Below are 15,228 nucleotides of genomic sequence, written 5' to 3' on the forward strand. Positions count from 1 at the left end.
CGTCTAAAACCAGTACTCCAGCACATCAGCCACGCCGCAGTCGTTGTTGGTGGCGGTGACGTAGTCGGCCACGGCTTTAACCTCTGGCCTGGCGTTTCCCATGGCCACTCCAATGCCTGCCCAGCTGAGCATTTCGCTATCGTTGGGCATGTCACCAAAACACAGGACGTCCTCGCGCTGAACCTCCAGTTGTTCGGCCACCCGAGCCACTCCCTCGGCTTTATTTACGCCTGGGGGGCCGACTTCGAGGAGACCTTCATCAATGGAGAAGGTGATGTGCGCGCGTTCCTCTGGAATGTGGGGCCGCACAATGTCGTACATCTCTCGGCTGCTCAATGTGTGATTGCGTAGCAGCAGTTTCACGGCTGGTTGGCTGAGCACCACGTCCTCCCCCTGCACGGCGTGCTCAATGGACGACCACGCATGCACGAACTCATCAGAGACCACAAAATTGTCGGGTCGCTCCACCGCAGTGCCCACCTCGCCCAGCGCCGCCCGGGCAACCATGACCACAAAGTGCTGAGTCTGGGAGTCGATGGTGCGGATATCCACAATACGGCTGGTGGACGAGTCGAACAGCACCGCCCCGTTTCCACAGAGGCACAGGGGGCGGACAGTGAGTTGTTCCACGACAGGCAGAACCCAGCGAGCAGGACGGCCGGTTGCGAGCACCAGCTGCACCCCAGCGGCGTCGAGACGCGTGACGGCGCGCCGGAGGCGGAGGGGGACGCGCTCGGCATCGTCAAGAAAAGTCCCATCCAGGTCTGTGGCCACAAGCCGTGGTGGTGCGGTGCGCAGCCCCGTCAACGTCATTTCTTTTTCGCCTGCCTACGGGCTTTTTCTTCCTGCTCGATTTCTTGCGCGCGTTCTAGTGTGGGGGCGGTGCCACCGAGGCGGGCGGGCATCCAATACTGGCCTTTTTCGATAGGTCCAAAGTCGCGTTCGTAGATGCTTTGCGCGCGTGTCAGCAGCTCAGCCATGGCATCGCGCAGACGCTCGGTGGCCTCATCCGGTTCGCCAGCAGGATCAACCGGGGTGCCCACGACAATGACGATGGGCGTGTTGGAGCGCCCGAGATTGCGGGGGTGGTCTTTGGTCCAGACGCGTTGAGACCCCCAAATCGCCATGGGGATCAACGGCACCCCAGCGCTATCAGCAATACGAACCGCGCCGTTTTTAAATTCCTTGAGTTCAAAACTGCGGGAAATGGTGGCCTCTGGAAAAATACCCACAAGCTGGCCTTGGTCCAACCGCCGCACAGCCTCATCGAATGCGCCACGCCCGGCTGATCGATCCACCGGAATGTGCTTCATGGCGCGCATCATGGCGCCCACCACCGGGACGTCGAAAATCTCTTTCTTCGACATGAACCGCACCAGGCGGTGGCCGCGCAGCTCAGCGGCGATTCCGGCGAAAATGAAATCGTAGTAGCCGGTGTGGTTGCAGGCGATCAGAGCGCCGCCTGTCTGGGGAAAATTTTCCGCGCCTTCGACCACAATGCGCATGCCCTGCGCCCACATGACTCCTTTGAGGGTACGCACCACATTCCGGTAGAAGAACTCTGTGCCCTCAGTGGGGTGTTTCGGTAGGGCGCTGAGTTCCTGCGCTTCGCGTGGGTCAACCCGAAAAATCCCCTGGCGGTGATAGTGCTGGTCAGGATGATCAGGCATTGTTCACCGGTTCAAGAATCTCGCGGCCAACAAAGGGTTGCAGTGCCTTTGGCACCCGCACGGAGCCGTCAGCCTGTTGGTGGTTTTCCAGGATGGCCACAAGCCAGCGAGTGGTAGCCAGGGTACCGTTCAGGGTGGCGCACACCTGCGGGCGGCCATTCTCATCGCGGTAGCGCACCTGCAAGCGACGCGCCTGATAGGTGGTGCAATTAGAGGTGGAGGTGAGCTCGCGGTAGGTGTTTTGGGTGGGTACCCACGCTTCAGTATCAAATTTGCGTGCGGCGGAGGAGCCCAGGTCGCCGCCCGCGACGTCGATAATCCGGTAGGGCACCTCAATCGCCGCCAGCATATCGCGTTCCATATCTAGGAGTTTCTGATGTTCGGCGGCGGCGTCCTCGGGTTTGCACCAGCTGAACATTTCTACCTTGTCGAACTGGTGGACGCGGATGATGCCGCGGGTGTCTTTGCCGTAGGAACCAGCCTCCCTGCGGAAGCAAGAGGACCACCCGGCGTAGCGTTTCGGACCCGCCGACAGGTCGATGATCTCCCCCTGGTGGTAACCTGCGAGCGCGACCTCGGAGGTGCCTACCAGGTATAAATCGTCGGCTGGCAGGTAATACACTTCGTCGGCATGGGCACCCAGGAAGCCCGTTCCCTGCATCACCTCGGGGCGCACCAGCACCGGGGTGGTGGTGAGCTGGAATCCGGCAGCCATGGCTTTCTGCGCCGCGAGCGTCAACATGGCAAGCTGCAGCATGGCACCATGACCGGTGAGGAAGTAGAACCTCGACCCGCTGACCTTGGTTCCTCGTTCCATGTCGATCAATCCCAGGCTTTCGCCCAGTTCAAGGTGGTCTTTCGGCTCGAAATCAAACGTAGTGGGCTCCCCCACGTGCTCTAGCACAATAAAGTCGTCTTCGCCGCCTGCGGGCGCGCCGTCCACAACGTTGCTGATCAGTAGTTGGAGTCGTCCAACCTCCGCCTCGGCGGCTTTCTGCGCGGCATCGGCTTCTTTGACCTTGGCTTTAAGCTGGTTGGACCCTTCTAATAGTGCTGGCCGGTCTTCGGGGGCGGCCTGGCCTATTTTCTTCCCAAAAGCTTTCTGCTCTGCCCGAAGCGCGTCGGCGGCAGCAATGGACTCACGTCGGGCTTCGTCGGCGGCAATCAGCTGGTCCACCAGCTCGGGATCTTCGCCGCGGGTTGTCTGAGACGCGCGTACAACGTCCGGGTTTTCGCGGAGAAACTTCAGATCAATCATGTCCACTAGCCTACAATGCGCACCCGAGTCGCTGTGCCGTGTTTACCTGGTCGTGACATGCGGTAGCTGAGTACACAACCGGTGTCGCAACAAGCACCTCAATAGGTGCAGCAATAAGGGGGTATATCATACACTAAACCTCGCCTGGTTATGACCAGTAGCGTTATGATATAAGCATGGTCACTTCAGCGAATTTCCCTGCGCCTGACCCTGTACCGACAATAACCCCAACCACAACGCCCACCGCCGTGGCGTCCACTACTGCGGCGGCCGAAACGCAGCTCACGTCTCGTCTGCTCAAAGACGGACCGAAACCAAAACACGCTCAACTTCGGGAAATCCTGGAAGAAATCTGCGCAACAGAGCTTTCCCCTGGAGACATGCTCCCAGGTGAACGCGTATTAGAGGAAACCTATGGCGTTAGCCGCATCACTGTGCGTCGTGCGATTGGAGATTTAGTCGCGTCAGGAAAGCTGAAGCGCGCCCGTGGCAAGGGAACATTCGTGGCACCCAACCCCCTGGTGTCCCGTCTGCATTTGGCCTCATTTTCGTCTGAAATGTCAGCTCAACACCTGCAGGCATCCAGCAAGATTCTGCAGGCAGCCCGCGCCATGGCCCCAGAAGAAGTGGCGGCGTTCTTTAACGCCGAACCGGGTGTGATGCACACGCATCTGCGCCGTTTGCGGCTGGGTGATAACCGCCCCTACGCCATTGACGACGGCTGGTACAACGGCAGCTACGCGCCTGACCTGCTGGAAAACGACGTATACAACTCGGTGTATTCCATCCTTGACAAGCATTACAAAGTGCCTGTCACCGATGCCGACCAAACCGCCACCGCCATATGCGCCGACGAGGAAACATCCGTGCTTCTCGACGTCCCGACTGGTGCACCGCTCCTGCGCATCGTTCGGCAGTCCTTTTCTGAAGGCCGTCCTGTGGAATGGTGTTCCTCGCTCTACCGAACTGACCGCTACGCCCTGAAAACCCACGTGTCAAAGGCTCAGCCTCGCCCATAACAGCCCCACCAAAAGCGCACATAAGCTAAGATGCGATTCTTCATCGTTCAGGGCATGATAGTAGCTGATGAATAAGCAAAAATCTTGGCGATCTGCCAATATCGTGCGCGCCATACTCATTGTGGCCTTGTCAGCGGCCTGCGCGGTCGGTGCCTACGAGTTTGTCAGGTCGCAAGCCAATTCGGGCGGCGGAGGAAACGGATCCTCCTCCAGTTCTGCAAACTCCCCAAACTCCGACGTTCCACCGTTCACCACTGCAAACGTCGGTGATTGCCTCACGTGGGACATTGGCGACGATGGAAACGTGTCCCACTTCAGTCAAACCGACTGCGCCACGGACCACCGCTTTGAAATCTCCGCACGCGAAAACCTGGCCACCTACCCCTCCTCGGAATTTGGCCCCAAGGCGGAAGCACCCGACCTGGAGCGCCAGGCCCAGCTGCGTGAAGAACTGTGCACAGCCCCCACTGTCGAATACCTGCAAGGGCGCTACGATCCCTCCGGCCGGTACACGATCGCGCCGATTCTGCCCCCTCCGGCCTCGTGGGCTGCCGGCGACCGCACCATGCTCTGCGGCGTTCAGGTGACCAATGATAAAGGCCAGGCAGCACTGATCAGCGGAAAGGCCACGGACCAAGACCAGGCACGTATCGCCCAGGCAGGGCAGTGTGTTGCCGTGGACGCTGAAAACCGCACGCACATCGTCCCCTGCGAGGAAGACCACTCCTATGAGGTGACCTCTGTGGTCGATTTGCAGAACGTGTTCCCCCAAGGCACCCCCAGCACTGAGGACCAGGACCAGCACCTGAAGACCGTGTGTACCAACGCCGCATTGGAGTACATCGGTGGCGACGATGCTCTCTACAACTCCACGTTGTCGCCCTTCTGGACTACCGTCACCACAAACTCTTGGATCGGTGGAACCCACACGGTCAACTGCGCCCTGTTCAAGGCCAACCGCGATGGCAAGTTCTCCGCCCTGAAGGGCAGTGCAAAAGGTCAGTTCACCATCGATGGGGCACCGCCGCCACCACAGCCAAGCCGCAATCCGCTACGCACACCTGCGGCCAACCCGCGGTAGCAACAAAGACTATGTTGGGTTCTCATGATCGAAGTCAGCGACGAGCGTTTCGAAGAACTCGTGGAGCAGGGGCTTGACCGCATCCCCGACGAGTTCCTGCGACATCTCACCAATGTGGTGATTCTCATTGGTGAGTACAACGAGCGATCACCCCACATCCTGGGGTTGTATGAAGGGGTTGCGCTCACCCGCAAAACCGCCAACCATACGGGCCACCTGCCGGACACCATCACGATCTACAAGAACGCGCTGGAGGACCACTGCAACTCGGAGGAGGAACTTGTTCACCAGGTGGCGGTGACGGTGATTCACGAGGTCGGCCACCATTTCGGGCTTGACGACGCCGACCTCCATCGCCTCGGCTGGGGATAATGCGACGACGGCAGCTCAACGTTTAGCGCACGTCGTGCCCAGCCCAGTACCGCACCGCCCACTGCCCAAATGGTTTGCCACCAGGTTCCAAAACCACAAACTGGCAGTTAGCAATGTAGGCGTCAAGCGCCACCTGCGGGTCCACACTTGCAGCATGCGCCGCCACCGTGCGGATCGCCCCGCCGTGACTGACCACCAGTAAGTCAGTGTCCCGCCCCTCATGATCGGCGATGAGGGCATCAAGAACCGGCACATACCGGTCAAGGAGCTGCAGATACGTCTCCCCACCCTCAGCCTGGGCAGAGGCATCCGAGCGCAGCCACGCCGCCAGATTCTCCATATACGCCTCGTAGGCGGCATGGTCGTCCCTCCCCTCCAACTCCCCCAAATCAATTTCGTGGATGCCCTCAGTTACAGCAATGGGAACATCACCCGGTTGCAACCCCAGAATCCCCTCGTACGCCCCCACCACACGTTCCGCTGTCTGCTGCGTGCGCACAGCGACGGAACAGTACGCCTCGCTGATGCGCGGCCCACACATCTCGGCCAGCTCTGCGCCAGCGCTCAGGGCTTGCTGCTGCCCTTTTTCTGTCAGGTCCGCGCCGGGCGGGCGGGTATCGATGACGCGTCGCAGGTTGCTGTGGGTCTGGCCGTGCCTCATCAGCACGAGTCGTAGTGTCATTCGGGGTTTCTCCTTTCGGGGATGTCACCACGCCGCATACGCTCCACCCAGGCATGAGCCTCGGCGATACGGGCGACAGTATTGTTCCTAACCTGTTCCCCCTCGCGCCGGGCCGCAGGCCAGGATCCGAGGTAGGTGAGGTCGTCGCACCGCAGGTAGAGGGCGCTGATAGCCTCGGCCACCGGGGCGTCGTCAATGTGCCCGTTGAGGTCCACGTGAAAGCGGTAGGTGCCAATGTTTGTGCGAGTGGGACGAGATTCAATGCGGGAAAGGTCCACCCCGCGCAACGCAAATTCGGTGAGTGCCCCCACTAACGTCCCTGGTCTTTGGGGAAGATTGAACACCACGGAGGTACGGTCATCGCCAGTGCGGGGGCAGGGCACCCCGGATCGCCCCACCAGGACGAATCGCGTGTGGGCACCGCGAACGTCGGCAATATCGCGCGCCACGACCTCCAGGTTGAACAGGTCAGCGGCGCGTTCGGGTGCGGCGGCGGCGTCGACACGCCCCTCAGCGACGGCTTGCGCGGCAGCAGCGTTGGAGGATGCGGGGATGAAGTCGACCTCGGGCAGGTTGTCTGCAACCCAGTCGGCCACCTGCTGACGGGCCACCGGGTGTGTGGAGAAGGTGCGGATAGTCGCTGAATCAAACCCGGGGCGCATCATGATGGCGAACGTGATGTCGATGTCCGTTTCACCGTAGATCTGCACCCCAGGTGCAGCGGCCAGCGCATCAAAGGTGGGGGTGACGGGGCCATCCACGGAGTTTTCAATGGCCACGCACGCATAATCTGCATCGCCGCTGCGCACAGCGTCGAGTGCCATCGCTGGACTGTCCACCGGCAGCGGCTGCACCGTCACATCGGGCAGGGTCTGTTCGCGGAATTTCCAGAGTGCGGCTTCGGTGAAGGTACCTGCGGGGCCAAGGTAGGCGACGGTCACTGTCATGCTGCTATCTTAGTCGCTGCTAGGGTCAAATCATGCTTGAGCTTCCGCTTCCCCAGCTGGCCCGTCTGCTGCACTCAGGTGAGGTGCACCCCCGTGACCTGGTGGCGGAGATCGATTCCGCGCTGTCCGGCCTCACCCCCGCCGAGCACGGATTTGCGCACATTGACCTGGATTTTGCGCTGGCGCAGGTGGAACAGCTGGATACCATTCCCCGCGACAAGCGGCGAAAACTCTGGGGCATTCCCATTCCCGTGAAAGATTTAAGCCCTGTTGTGGGCATGCCGGTCTCGTATGGGTCGGTGTCCCGGCGCGAGATCCCGGATGCGACTGACCCGTTTCCCGAGGTGCTGCTGAATCAGGGGGCGCTGATTCCGGGTAAGACTCAGACGCCTGAGCTGGGCATGAGCGCCTACACGGAACCTGTGGGCATGCCCGCTGTGGACAATCCGCGTCTGCCTGGTCACACGCCGGGCGGGTCATCGGGTGGCGCGGCCGCGGCGGTGGCCCGGGGTGTGGTGCGGGTGGCGCACGCATCGGATGGGGGTGGGTCCATTCGCATTCCCGCCGCTTCGACTGGCCTGGTGGGGTTTAAGCCTCCGCATCTGTCGCACGGGGCGAAGCTGACGGTACAGGGTTTTCTGGTGCCCACGCTTGCCGACACCGCGTTCCTGCACAACATCACTCCCTGTCATCGTGCCCTGCGCGTGGGGGTGTTGGTGGAACCGCTGCATGGAGATGGTGGCCCGGAATCTGTGGCCCCGCATGTGGTGGCGGCAGTCCACACGGCGGCGGATAAGCTGTCCGACCTGGGCCATTCGGTGGTGGAGATCCGCCCCGCCTACGGTCCCGAGCTGTTTTCTGCGTTTCAGGATGTGCTGTGCGGCATGGCCCGGCGTATCGACAGCCCCGCCAGCCCCCTCGTTGATTGGCTCCGCTCGCGGGGCATGTTGTTGTCGGCGGCGCAGCGTACTGATGCTGTGCGGCGTTTTCATAAAGTTGGCCCGGTGGTACGGGCTGCCTGGGATATCGATGTGCTGCTCACCCCCACTCTTGCGTTCGATCCTCCCGCCCAGGGGTTTTTCTCCGCGCTGCCCCCGGCCGAGGATTTTGAGGCCCAAACACGCTGGACGCCGTGGGCAACCCTGTTCAACATGACCGGTGGCGCCGCGCTCAGCATTCCTTTTGGCACCGCCAATACGCACACCGGTTGGCAACCGAGCGTGCACCTTGGGGGCATTCGTTGCACTCCCGCCGACCTGTTCGGTCTGGCAGAGGACCTGGAACAATGACGGATCACCCCGCCGCTCCCTCTCCGCCGCGCGCCCGCATCTACCGCGAACTTCTGGTGGTGCTGCTGATTACTTTTGGCATGTCTGGTGTGCGGTCCCTGCTGCGGCTTATTGACGCCGCGCTCTCCTCCACTCCGCTGAACCAGCAGACCGCAACCCTCAACGCTTCCCAAGCTGACTCACCATGGCTGGACCTGGCCCTGCAGCTGTGTTCTGCTGCCGTCTTGTGTGGGTGGGGGTTGCTGGTGCTGTACCTGCTCAACCCGGACAAGGTCGCACTGCCGAAACCACGCCTGGGCAACCTTGGTTCTGGGGCTGGCCTGGCCGCACTCATCGGCCTGCCTGGGCTGCTGTTTTACCTGGGCGCGCTCCAGCTTGGTTTCACAAAAAACGTTGTTCCCTCCACTCTTGACGCCTGGTGGGAGGCCCCCGTCCTGCTCGTTTGGTCCTTTGCCAACGCCTTCGCGGAGGAGACCGTGGTGGTGCTATGGCTACTCACGCGGTTGAAGCAGCTCGACCTCGTGCCTTGGAAGGCGGTGGCTCTGTCGTCCTTCCTGCGTGGAAGCTATCACCTGTACCAGGGCTTCAGCGCAGGAGTGGGCAACATCATCATGGGGGTGGTGTTTGCCTGGTTTTACCAGCGCACTAACAAAATATGGCCGCTGGTCATCGCACATTTCCTCATTGATGCGGTGGCGTTCGTCGGCTATGCCGCCTTCGGCGAGTCTCTCATGGGATTTCTGAGACAGGAGTGAAAGCCGACTATTCTTAGTTCCATGAATTCGCGTGGAGACGACTACCTCTCAGACAGCCACGGCAATCCTATCCTTGACCGCTTTGGCCGTCCGGTGCGGCGTCGCTCTGCGCAATCCTCCGGAAACCAGCGCGGAGCCCAACGCCCGCCACGCCCAAGCCGCAACAGTGCACCCCCGCCTTCTGTGGAACCCACCAGGCAGCTGGACCGCCCGACGCAGTACATTCCGCCGCAGCAAAGCGCACCCCAGCAGGTTCCCGGCCAGGTTGGCCAGGTGAACTACCAACCACCGGTGCAGTACGCGGGCCAGCCACCACAGGTTCCACCCCAGCAGCCCCCTCGGCCGCCGAAGCAGCGCAGACCACGTCGCAGATTCCGCCCGGGGTGTGGGTGTTTCAGCCTCGTGCTCATCACGGTGTTGACCCTGGTTGTGGTGGGCACCTTGTGGGCGGATTCCAAGCTGAATCGTATCGACGCCCTGCCGGACACCAAAGCTGCCAACACTGCTGGCACCAACTGGCTGCTGGTCGGCTCGGATTCCCGCCAGGGCCTGACGGAGGATCAGATTAATACCCTCGGCACGGGCGGCGATATTGGCGCTGGCCGCACCGACACGATCATGCTGTTGCACATCCCCAACAGTGGTAAGGCCACGTTGCTGTCTATTCCCCGCGATTCCTATGTGAGCATCCCAGGCCACGGGCAGGACAAGATCAATTCCGCTTTTTCCATCGGCGGCCCGAAATTACTGGCAGAAACGGTGCAGGATGCTACCGGTTTGAGGATTGACCACTACGCCGAGATCGGATTCGGCGGATTTTCCAACATGGTGGACGCCGTGGGTGGCGTAAATATGTGTGTCAAGGAACCCATCAATGATCCGCTGGCCAATATTGACTTGCAGGAAGGCTGCCAGGACATGAGCGGCCCCACCGCCTTGGGCTATGTGCGCACCCGCGCCACCGCTATGGGCGATCTGGATCGTGTGGAACGTCAACGCCAGTTCTTCTCCACGCTGATGGACAAGGCCAGTAGCCCCAGCACCTTGGCCAACCCCTTCCGCCTGGTTCCCCTCATCAACAGCACCACGGGATCCTTTACCGTGAATAAAAGTGATCACGTGTGGCACCTCGCGCGGGTCGCATGGGCGATGCGCAGCGGCGTGAACACCGAAACCGTCCCCGTTGGTGGCTTCGGCGACTACGATGTCGGCAGCGTGGTGCTGTGGGACGAGCCTGCCGCAGAGCAGCTGTTTGCCTCCCTGCGTTAGGCCCCTCCCGAACCCCACCCCTGGGGTACCTCACGCAGGGTACGTAGGCTTAGACCATGAAAGGCTATATCCGCTGGTTCGCTACCCTTGTGACGTTCTTCATCGCCTGGATCGCATTCAGCACTATCGTGCCGCTTCTGCTGATCCTGCCCTTACAGGCAAACATCGGCCCGATTGAGTTACTGCTGTTCACAGCGGTAGGGCTGATTCCCGCCTTCTTTGTGGCCAGAAAAATGTACCGCCACCCACGATGGGAACAGCAGCGCTAGCGGATGGTCACCTGGCGAGATTTGATGTTATCCAGGTTGCGGCGCTCGTCGGAGGTGAGTTCCGCATCGTTGCCCATCTCAGCAACAATCTTCTTCTCCAGGGCCTCCAGCGCGGCCTTGTATTCCTCTGGAGCAACTGTGGGGTCGAGATCAAACACAGGCACGGCAATGCCATGCGTGCGGAAAACACCAGCGAACTTGGTGTCTTCGCCAAGGTTCAACTCCCCGGCCGCGCCGATGCGGGCAAGGGCGCGCAGCAAAGGTTCTTCGTCGTCGCTGCGTACCCACCGGATGTGTGCTTTATCCCCGGCGTCAATCCACCAGACAGCACCCTCAACATCAGCGGCGACGGGATAGGACGGCATGATGGAGTTGTTGGCGGCCTGGAGGGAACGCTCGGTGTTCTCATCCACCACCGCGCCTTCCGGCAGCCACCAGCTGAAATCCTGGTGCGCAACGGGTTTGATGGTGGTCGCGGCGTCGATAAGCGACGACAGTTCCGGCTGGTTGCCGTCAGCAGCAGTGGAGGCAAGGCTCTCACCGGCAGAGGCATTTTTCAACCAGTTCAACGCGTAAGCGAGGTCGCGTCCGGGGTTTTGCGAACGGCTCTGAACCTGCAGTGCAACGTAGCGGTCGCCCCCCAGGTTGTCTTCACGCACCAGCGCAGCGACCGCGCCGGGCAGCACGGTGCAGAGGTTGACAGGCTGATCGAAACCAGTGACTGTCAGCTGTGCAACGGCGGACGGAACGAATTCCTGCAGTGCAACGAGTTCCGCTTCGGCCGCGAGCCCAGCGTAAGGGCGCGGGTCGCGTTCGTTAGCTGCGCGTTCGGCGGCGCGCGCGGCCAGCTTCGCCTGGCGGCGACTCATCCCCTCCGGCAGTTCTTCCCTGTTTTTCTTCTTTTTAGCCATGGTGTAAAAGATACCGGACTCTACTCGCGCCCCAGCACCTGCCGCGCCAAGGACGGTCGGTTCGTGGCCATGTAGCGCACGCCATGCCTGCGGGCCCAGCGCATATCGTCGGGTTCGTCAACGGTCCACATGTAGCTCGCTGGAAGCAGTCTTGGATTGTTCTTCGCCTCGGTTATCGACGCCCCGACGTCCCCAGGCATCCCCCACCGCTTAAACGGCTTGCCACGTGGGCTTTGTAGGAAAATTCGATCTATATTCGGGGCGATGGATCGCATGCGTTGCATGGCCAAGGGTGAGAAGGAAATGACGTGTACCGTCGGCCGGTTCAACATGCCGAAGTAGCGCAGCCGCAGCACCAGTTGCTCCTCCACGATGCGCCCGAACCGTGAAAAATGTTTTGCCTCAATAAAAAGGTGCTTATCGGGGTACGCCTCCATGATTTCCAGAAGACGGTCGTAGGCCAGGGGCCGCTGCGGAAAGTCTGCGGTGCCGAAGTTGTAGTGTGTCAGCTGTTCGTAGGTCATGGCTGACACCAGACCCGTTCCGTCGGACACGCGGTCAATGCGTGGATCGTGGATGCAGACCATCGTCCCGCAGCTGGTTAGGCGTACATCACATTCAACGCCGTCGGCTTTCTGCTCCACAGCGGCGAGGAAAGAAAGTTCCGTGTTTTCTGGATAGTCGAAACTTGCGCCTCGATGAGCAATGATCTGCAGGGTGTGCATAGTCTGCATGGCTGCCAGTCTAGACCACACCGTCGTACCCGCATGACGCCTGCAGCATAGGTGAAGGGTTCCAGCGGAACGTAGTGAGGGATAGTCACCGTGTTCCGCCGAAACCCTTCTCTTCCAGGTCTCGCACCTGCTTAGATCACTCGTCTGCGGCCGGGGCGGGGTTCTCCTCAGCGGGGAAGAAGTTTTCTTGGATCTCGCGGAGGGTCTTCACCGACTTCTTAAAGCGATCCATTTCGTGCTCGGTGATTTCCAGCTCAATGGCGCGCCGTACACCCTTGCGGTGGATAACGGCGGGGGTGCCAATGAAGATGTTCTCTTCGCCGTATTCGCCGCGCAGCAGACAGCACACCGGCAGCGCAACGTCCTGGTTTTGCAGCACCGCACGGGTGATGCGGGCAAGACCCATGCCGATGCCATAGGAGGTTGAGCCCTTGGCGTCGATAATGGTGTAGGCGGCATCGCGGGTTTCTTCAAAGACTTTTTCTAGGCGGCTTTCCAGCTCGGGATCCTTCTCCAGCTTCTTGCGCATGGACACACCAGCGATGGTGGCGCTAGATAGGACCGGGAGTTCCGTGTCGCCGTGCTCGCCGATGATGTAAGCGTGGACGGAGGTGGGGGCCACTTCGTAGAGTTCGCCCATCATGTAGCGGAAGCGAGCGGAGTCAAGGACGGTGCCGGAGCCGATGATGCGGTGAGCGGGCAGACCCGAGTACTTCCACACGGCGTAGGAAAGGATATCCACGGGGTTGGAGGCAACAAGGAAAATGCCATCGAAACCGCTGGCCATCACCTGGTCCACGATGGACTTCATGATGTGCATGTTCTTGTCCACCAGCTGCAGGCGGGTTTCGCCGGGTTTTTGGGCTGCGCCTGCGCAGATGACCACGAGTGCGGCATCAGCGCAGTCTTCGTAGGTGCCTTTGGTGACCTTGGTGCGGGAGGGAGCCCAGACGACACCATGGTTGAGGTCCATGACGTTGCCTTCAAGCTTCTTTTCGTCGATGTCGATGATGGCCAGGTGGTCACACACCCCCTGGTTGATCAGTGCGTATGAGTAGGCCAGTCCAACATCCCCGGCACCGATGAGCACAACCTTATTTCCGACACTAACCTTCATGGTCTTTGCCTTCTCCCTGCCAGAGCGTTGTCCAGCGTGCAATATTTCCGTGAGTTTTACTGACTAGTATGCCCGTTTGTTTTTGTTTTTCTACTGGATATGTCCGATTTTCCGGCCGAAACACGTGATAAACACCTCATCATTGCCGCTCAGCACATGTCCTTGGCTTCATTTTCCCTGTTCGCCATCCCACATTGATTGTGTCTAATATCACTGTCTAACGGGTCACATTACCTTTGATGGGGTGAGCATACTCGCGCGCACACTAAGCCTTAGCTAACACAGTCCCGGGTAACCTTCCACCATTACCGCTCACTCCCAGTTAAAATCGCTTCCTGTGCTTTTCCCCTTGTCGGCCCCCAGGTGCAGGCTGCTCACCATTGGCACCATCATCGGTGGAGCCATCCTCATGCTGGCCGCGAGCATCACTATCACTTACGGTGCCAGCACTCATAGTCCATGGGTGATTCGCATGGATCACTGGGCGCTGAACCATGCCCTTGCCGCACGCAGCCCACGCACCGGCATGGCGGTCACCTGGTTCACCAACCTAGGAAGCACCCCCTGGTCAGCACCAATAGCCACGACGTTTGCTCTGTACACGGCATGGCGATGGCGCGATGCCACACCCATTTTCCTGATGGCAGGAGCCACCGCGCTATCCACAACAGTGACCCGCCTACTCAAGCTCACGTTCGAACGCATCCGACCGCTTCACGAGGTCGCAGTACCGCCCTTCGAGCACACCTTTTCTTTCCCCAGCGGACACACTCTCAACGCTGTGGTGATCGCCGGGGTCATGGTCTACCTCCTATGCCAGCACACTCGCTCGGCTGGGCTGCGTACGCTGATCAGTGGCTGCGGCATCGCATACGCACTGCTCATGGGCATCTCGCGCGTGTTCCTGGCGCACCATTGGTTAAGCGATGTCCTTGCCGGATGGTGTATAGGCTCGCTGTGCCTCGCGGCGTCGATAGTTGTGGAGCGGGCGACAGCATATATTCGGCAGGGTAGGCTCCATGATCGTGAAAGCAGCAGCCCGCCCGACAAGTATTCGCGCAATCCTCTTCGACCTTGATGACACCCTCATTGACCACACCAGCGCCGCCCACAACGCAGCCACCGCGTGGGCCCGTGAGTTAGGGTTGCCGGGCGACCAGACAGACCGGTGGTTCGCCATTGAACGGCAGTATTTCTCCGCCTATGAACGCGGCGAGTGCACCCACCAGCAGCAACGCCGCAACCGCGTGCGGGACTTCCTGGGCGATTTTTCGCTTGACGACGCCGCGACTGACGCATTGTTCGCTCACTTCCTCACCCTGTACGAGCAGCACTGGCGCGCATTCCCCGATGCCGCGCCCGCGCTAACACGTGCCCTCGAAGCCGGATTGCAGGTAGGCATCCTGACCAACGGAGCCACGGAACTGCAACAACGTAAACTAAAGCGCACCGGGCTTGATATTTCAGGAGTGCAGCTGTTGACCTCCACGGACCTGGGTGCCGCCAAGCCGAACCCGGAGTGCTACGAACGCGCACTTGCAGTCATGGGGATTACCGCGCACGAGACCATCATGGTCGGGGATTCTTTTCCCAATGACGTTGAAGGTGCCCGCGCAGTGGGCATAACTGCGTTTCATCTAGTACGGGGCCACAGCTCGGATGACTTGTACTCACTCCCCTCGCTTGATTTGTTGCCTTTTTAGAACATTTTTTATCGCAAACATAAGGCAAAAAACCAGTTCACAGGCACATTACACTTCATGAGACTATCGAATTTTTCCGTCGATATAGTGAAATTGGTGGTCACAATTGCAAAAATTGTTCGACCACAGTAACTTGAACACACGTCATCAAA

The 15,228-nt window shown here is 60.2% G+C and carries 17 protein-coding genes; 9 read left to right on the forward strand and 8 right to left on the reverse strand.

Annotation, left to right across the window (positions count from 1 at the left end; all coding sequences use genetic code 11):
• Positions 1-3 precede the first annotated feature (3 nt).
• Genes CDUR_RS12300 through serS form a run of 3 tightly spaced genes read right to left on the reverse strand, consistent with a single transcriptional unit; the run spans position 4 to position 2,928 of the window.
• Entirely contained in the window at positions 4-813 is an 810-nt protein-coding gene (locus CDUR_RS12300; protein ID WP_006062216.1) for a Cof-type HAD-IIB family hydrolase, read from the reverse strand.
• Complete coding sequence (locus CDUR_RS12305) at positions 810-1,670, reverse strand: lysophospholipid acyltransferase family protein (protein WP_179418433.1); 861 nt, start codon at positions 1,668-1,670, stop codon at positions 810-812. The genes CDUR_RS12300 and CDUR_RS12305 overlap by 4 nt, the downstream gene beginning before the upstream one ends.
• Positions 1,663-2,928: a serine--tRNA ligase gene (gene serS, locus CDUR_RS12310; RefSeq protein ID WP_179418434.1), complete on the reverse strand. Its 1,266-nt coding sequence runs from the start codon at positions 2,926-2,928 to the stop codon at positions 1,663-1,665. Before serS ends, CDUR_RS12305 begins: the two co-directional genes overlap by 8 nt.
• A gap of 176 nt (positions 2,929-3,104) precedes the next feature.
• Here serS and CDUR_RS12315 point away from each other — a divergent pair, with 176 nt between their 5' ends.
• The 3 genes from CDUR_RS12315 (at position 3,105) to CDUR_RS12325 (ending at position 5,400) form a co-directional block, all read left to right on the forward strand.
• Positions 3,105-3,947 (forward strand): GntR family transcriptional regulator, encoded by an 843-nt coding sequence (locus tag CDUR_RS12315; protein ID WP_233452952.1) that lies wholly within the window; start codon positions 3,105-3,107, stop codon positions 3,945-3,947.
• A gap of 67 nt (positions 3,948-4,014) precedes the next feature.
• Complete coding sequence (locus CDUR_RS12320) at positions 4,015-5,028, forward strand: septum formation family protein (RefSeq protein ID WP_006062211.1); 1,014 nt, start codon at positions 4,015-4,017, stop codon at positions 5,026-5,028.
• A gap of 24 nt (positions 5,029-5,052) precedes the next feature.
• Positions 5,053-5,400, forward strand: a complete 348-nt coding sequence (locus tag CDUR_RS12325; RefSeq protein ID WP_006062210.1) for a metallopeptidase family protein — start codon at positions 5,053-5,055, stop codon at positions 5,398-5,400.
• A 22-nt stretch (positions 5,401-5,422) separates the two neighbouring features.
• Here CDUR_RS12325 and CDUR_RS12330 read toward each other — a convergent pair whose 3' ends face one another.
• Together CDUR_RS12330 and pheA are read right to left on the reverse strand one after the other, a co-directional pair.
• Positions 5,423-6,082, reverse strand: a complete 660-nt coding sequence (locus tag CDUR_RS12330) for a histidine phosphatase family protein (protein WP_006062209.1) — start codon at positions 6,080-6,082, stop codon at positions 5,423-5,425.
• The gene (gene pheA / locus CDUR_RS12335; protein WP_179418435.1) at positions 6,079-7,029 is read right to left on the reverse strand and encodes a prephenate dehydratase; all 951 of its coding nucleotides are present in this window, start codon (positions 7,027-7,029) and stop codon (positions 6,079-6,081) included. Before pheA ends, CDUR_RS12330 begins: the two co-directional genes overlap by 4 nt.
• Positions 7,030-7,061: 32 nt before the next feature.
• Here pheA and CDUR_RS12340 point away from each other — a divergent pair, with 32 nt between their 5' ends.
• From CDUR_RS12340 to CDUR_RS12355, 4 genes are read left to right on the forward strand one after another with little or no spacing between them, the layout of a single operon-like run.
• Positions 7,062-8,318: an amidase gene (locus CDUR_RS12340; RefSeq protein WP_233452953.1), complete on the forward strand. Its 1,257-nt coding sequence runs from the start codon at positions 7,062-7,064 to the stop codon at positions 8,316-8,318.
• Positions 8,315-9,073 (forward strand): CPBP family intramembrane glutamic endopeptidase, encoded by a 759-nt coding sequence (locus tag CDUR_RS12345; RefSeq protein ID WP_179418436.1) that lies wholly within the window; start codon positions 8,315-8,317, stop codon positions 9,071-9,073. The genes CDUR_RS12340 and CDUR_RS12345 overlap by 4 nt, the downstream gene beginning before the upstream one ends.
• A gap of 21 nt (positions 9,074-9,094) precedes the next feature.
• The gene (locus tag CDUR_RS12350; RefSeq protein ID WP_179418437.1) at positions 9,095-10,342 is read left to right on the forward strand and encodes an LCP family protein; all 1,248 of its coding nucleotides are present in this window, start codon (positions 9,095-9,097) and stop codon (positions 10,340-10,342) included.
• 56 nt (positions 10,343-10,398) lie between these two features.
• Positions 10,399-10,611: a hypothetical protein gene (locus CDUR_RS12355; protein WP_179418438.1), complete on the forward strand. Its 213-nt coding sequence runs from the start codon at positions 10,399-10,401 to the stop codon at positions 10,609-10,611.
• Here the strand turns inward: CDUR_RS12355 and CDUR_RS12360 are convergent.
• The 3 genes from CDUR_RS12360 to CDUR_RS12370 form a co-directional block, all read right to left on the reverse strand.
• On the reverse strand, positions 10,608-11,522 hold the full coding sequence (locus CDUR_RS12360; protein ID WP_006062203.1) for a DUF5926 family protein: 915 nt from the start codon (positions 11,520-11,522) through the stop codon (positions 10,608-10,610). The two genes, CDUR_RS12355 and CDUR_RS12360, sit on opposite strands and share 4 nt — an antisense overlap.
• Positions 11,523-11,542: 20 nt before the next feature.
• Positions 11,543-12,256, reverse strand: a complete 714-nt coding sequence (locus CDUR_RS12365; protein ID WP_006062202.1) for a glycerophosphodiester phosphodiesterase family protein — start codon at positions 12,254-12,256, stop codon at positions 11,543-11,545.
• A 136-nt stretch (positions 12,257-12,392) separates the two neighbouring features.
• Positions 12,393-13,373 (reverse strand): L-lactate dehydrogenase, encoded by a 981-nt coding sequence (locus tag CDUR_RS12370; protein ID WP_006062201.1) that lies wholly within the window; start codon positions 13,371-13,373, stop codon positions 12,393-12,395.
• Between the two features lie 337 nt (positions 13,374-13,710).
• Here CDUR_RS12370 and CDUR_RS12375 point away from each other — a divergent pair, with 337 nt between their 5' ends.
• On the forward strand, positions 13,711-14,451 hold the full coding sequence (locus tag CDUR_RS12375) for a phosphatase PAP2 family protein (RefSeq protein WP_179418439.1): 741 nt from the start codon (positions 13,711-13,713) through the stop codon (positions 14,449-14,451).
• Entirely contained in the window at positions 14,393-15,076 is a 684-nt protein-coding gene (locus tag CDUR_RS12380; RefSeq protein ID WP_179418440.1) for an HAD family hydrolase, read from the forward strand. Before CDUR_RS12375 ends, CDUR_RS12380 begins: the two co-directional genes overlap by 59 nt.
• Positions 15,077-15,228: the final 152 nt, after the last annotated feature.

The organism is Corynebacterium durum (assembly GCF_030408675.1).
Classification (GTDB): Bacteria; Actinomycetota; Actinomycetes; order Mycobacteriales; family Mycobacteriaceae; genus Corynebacterium; species Corynebacterium durum.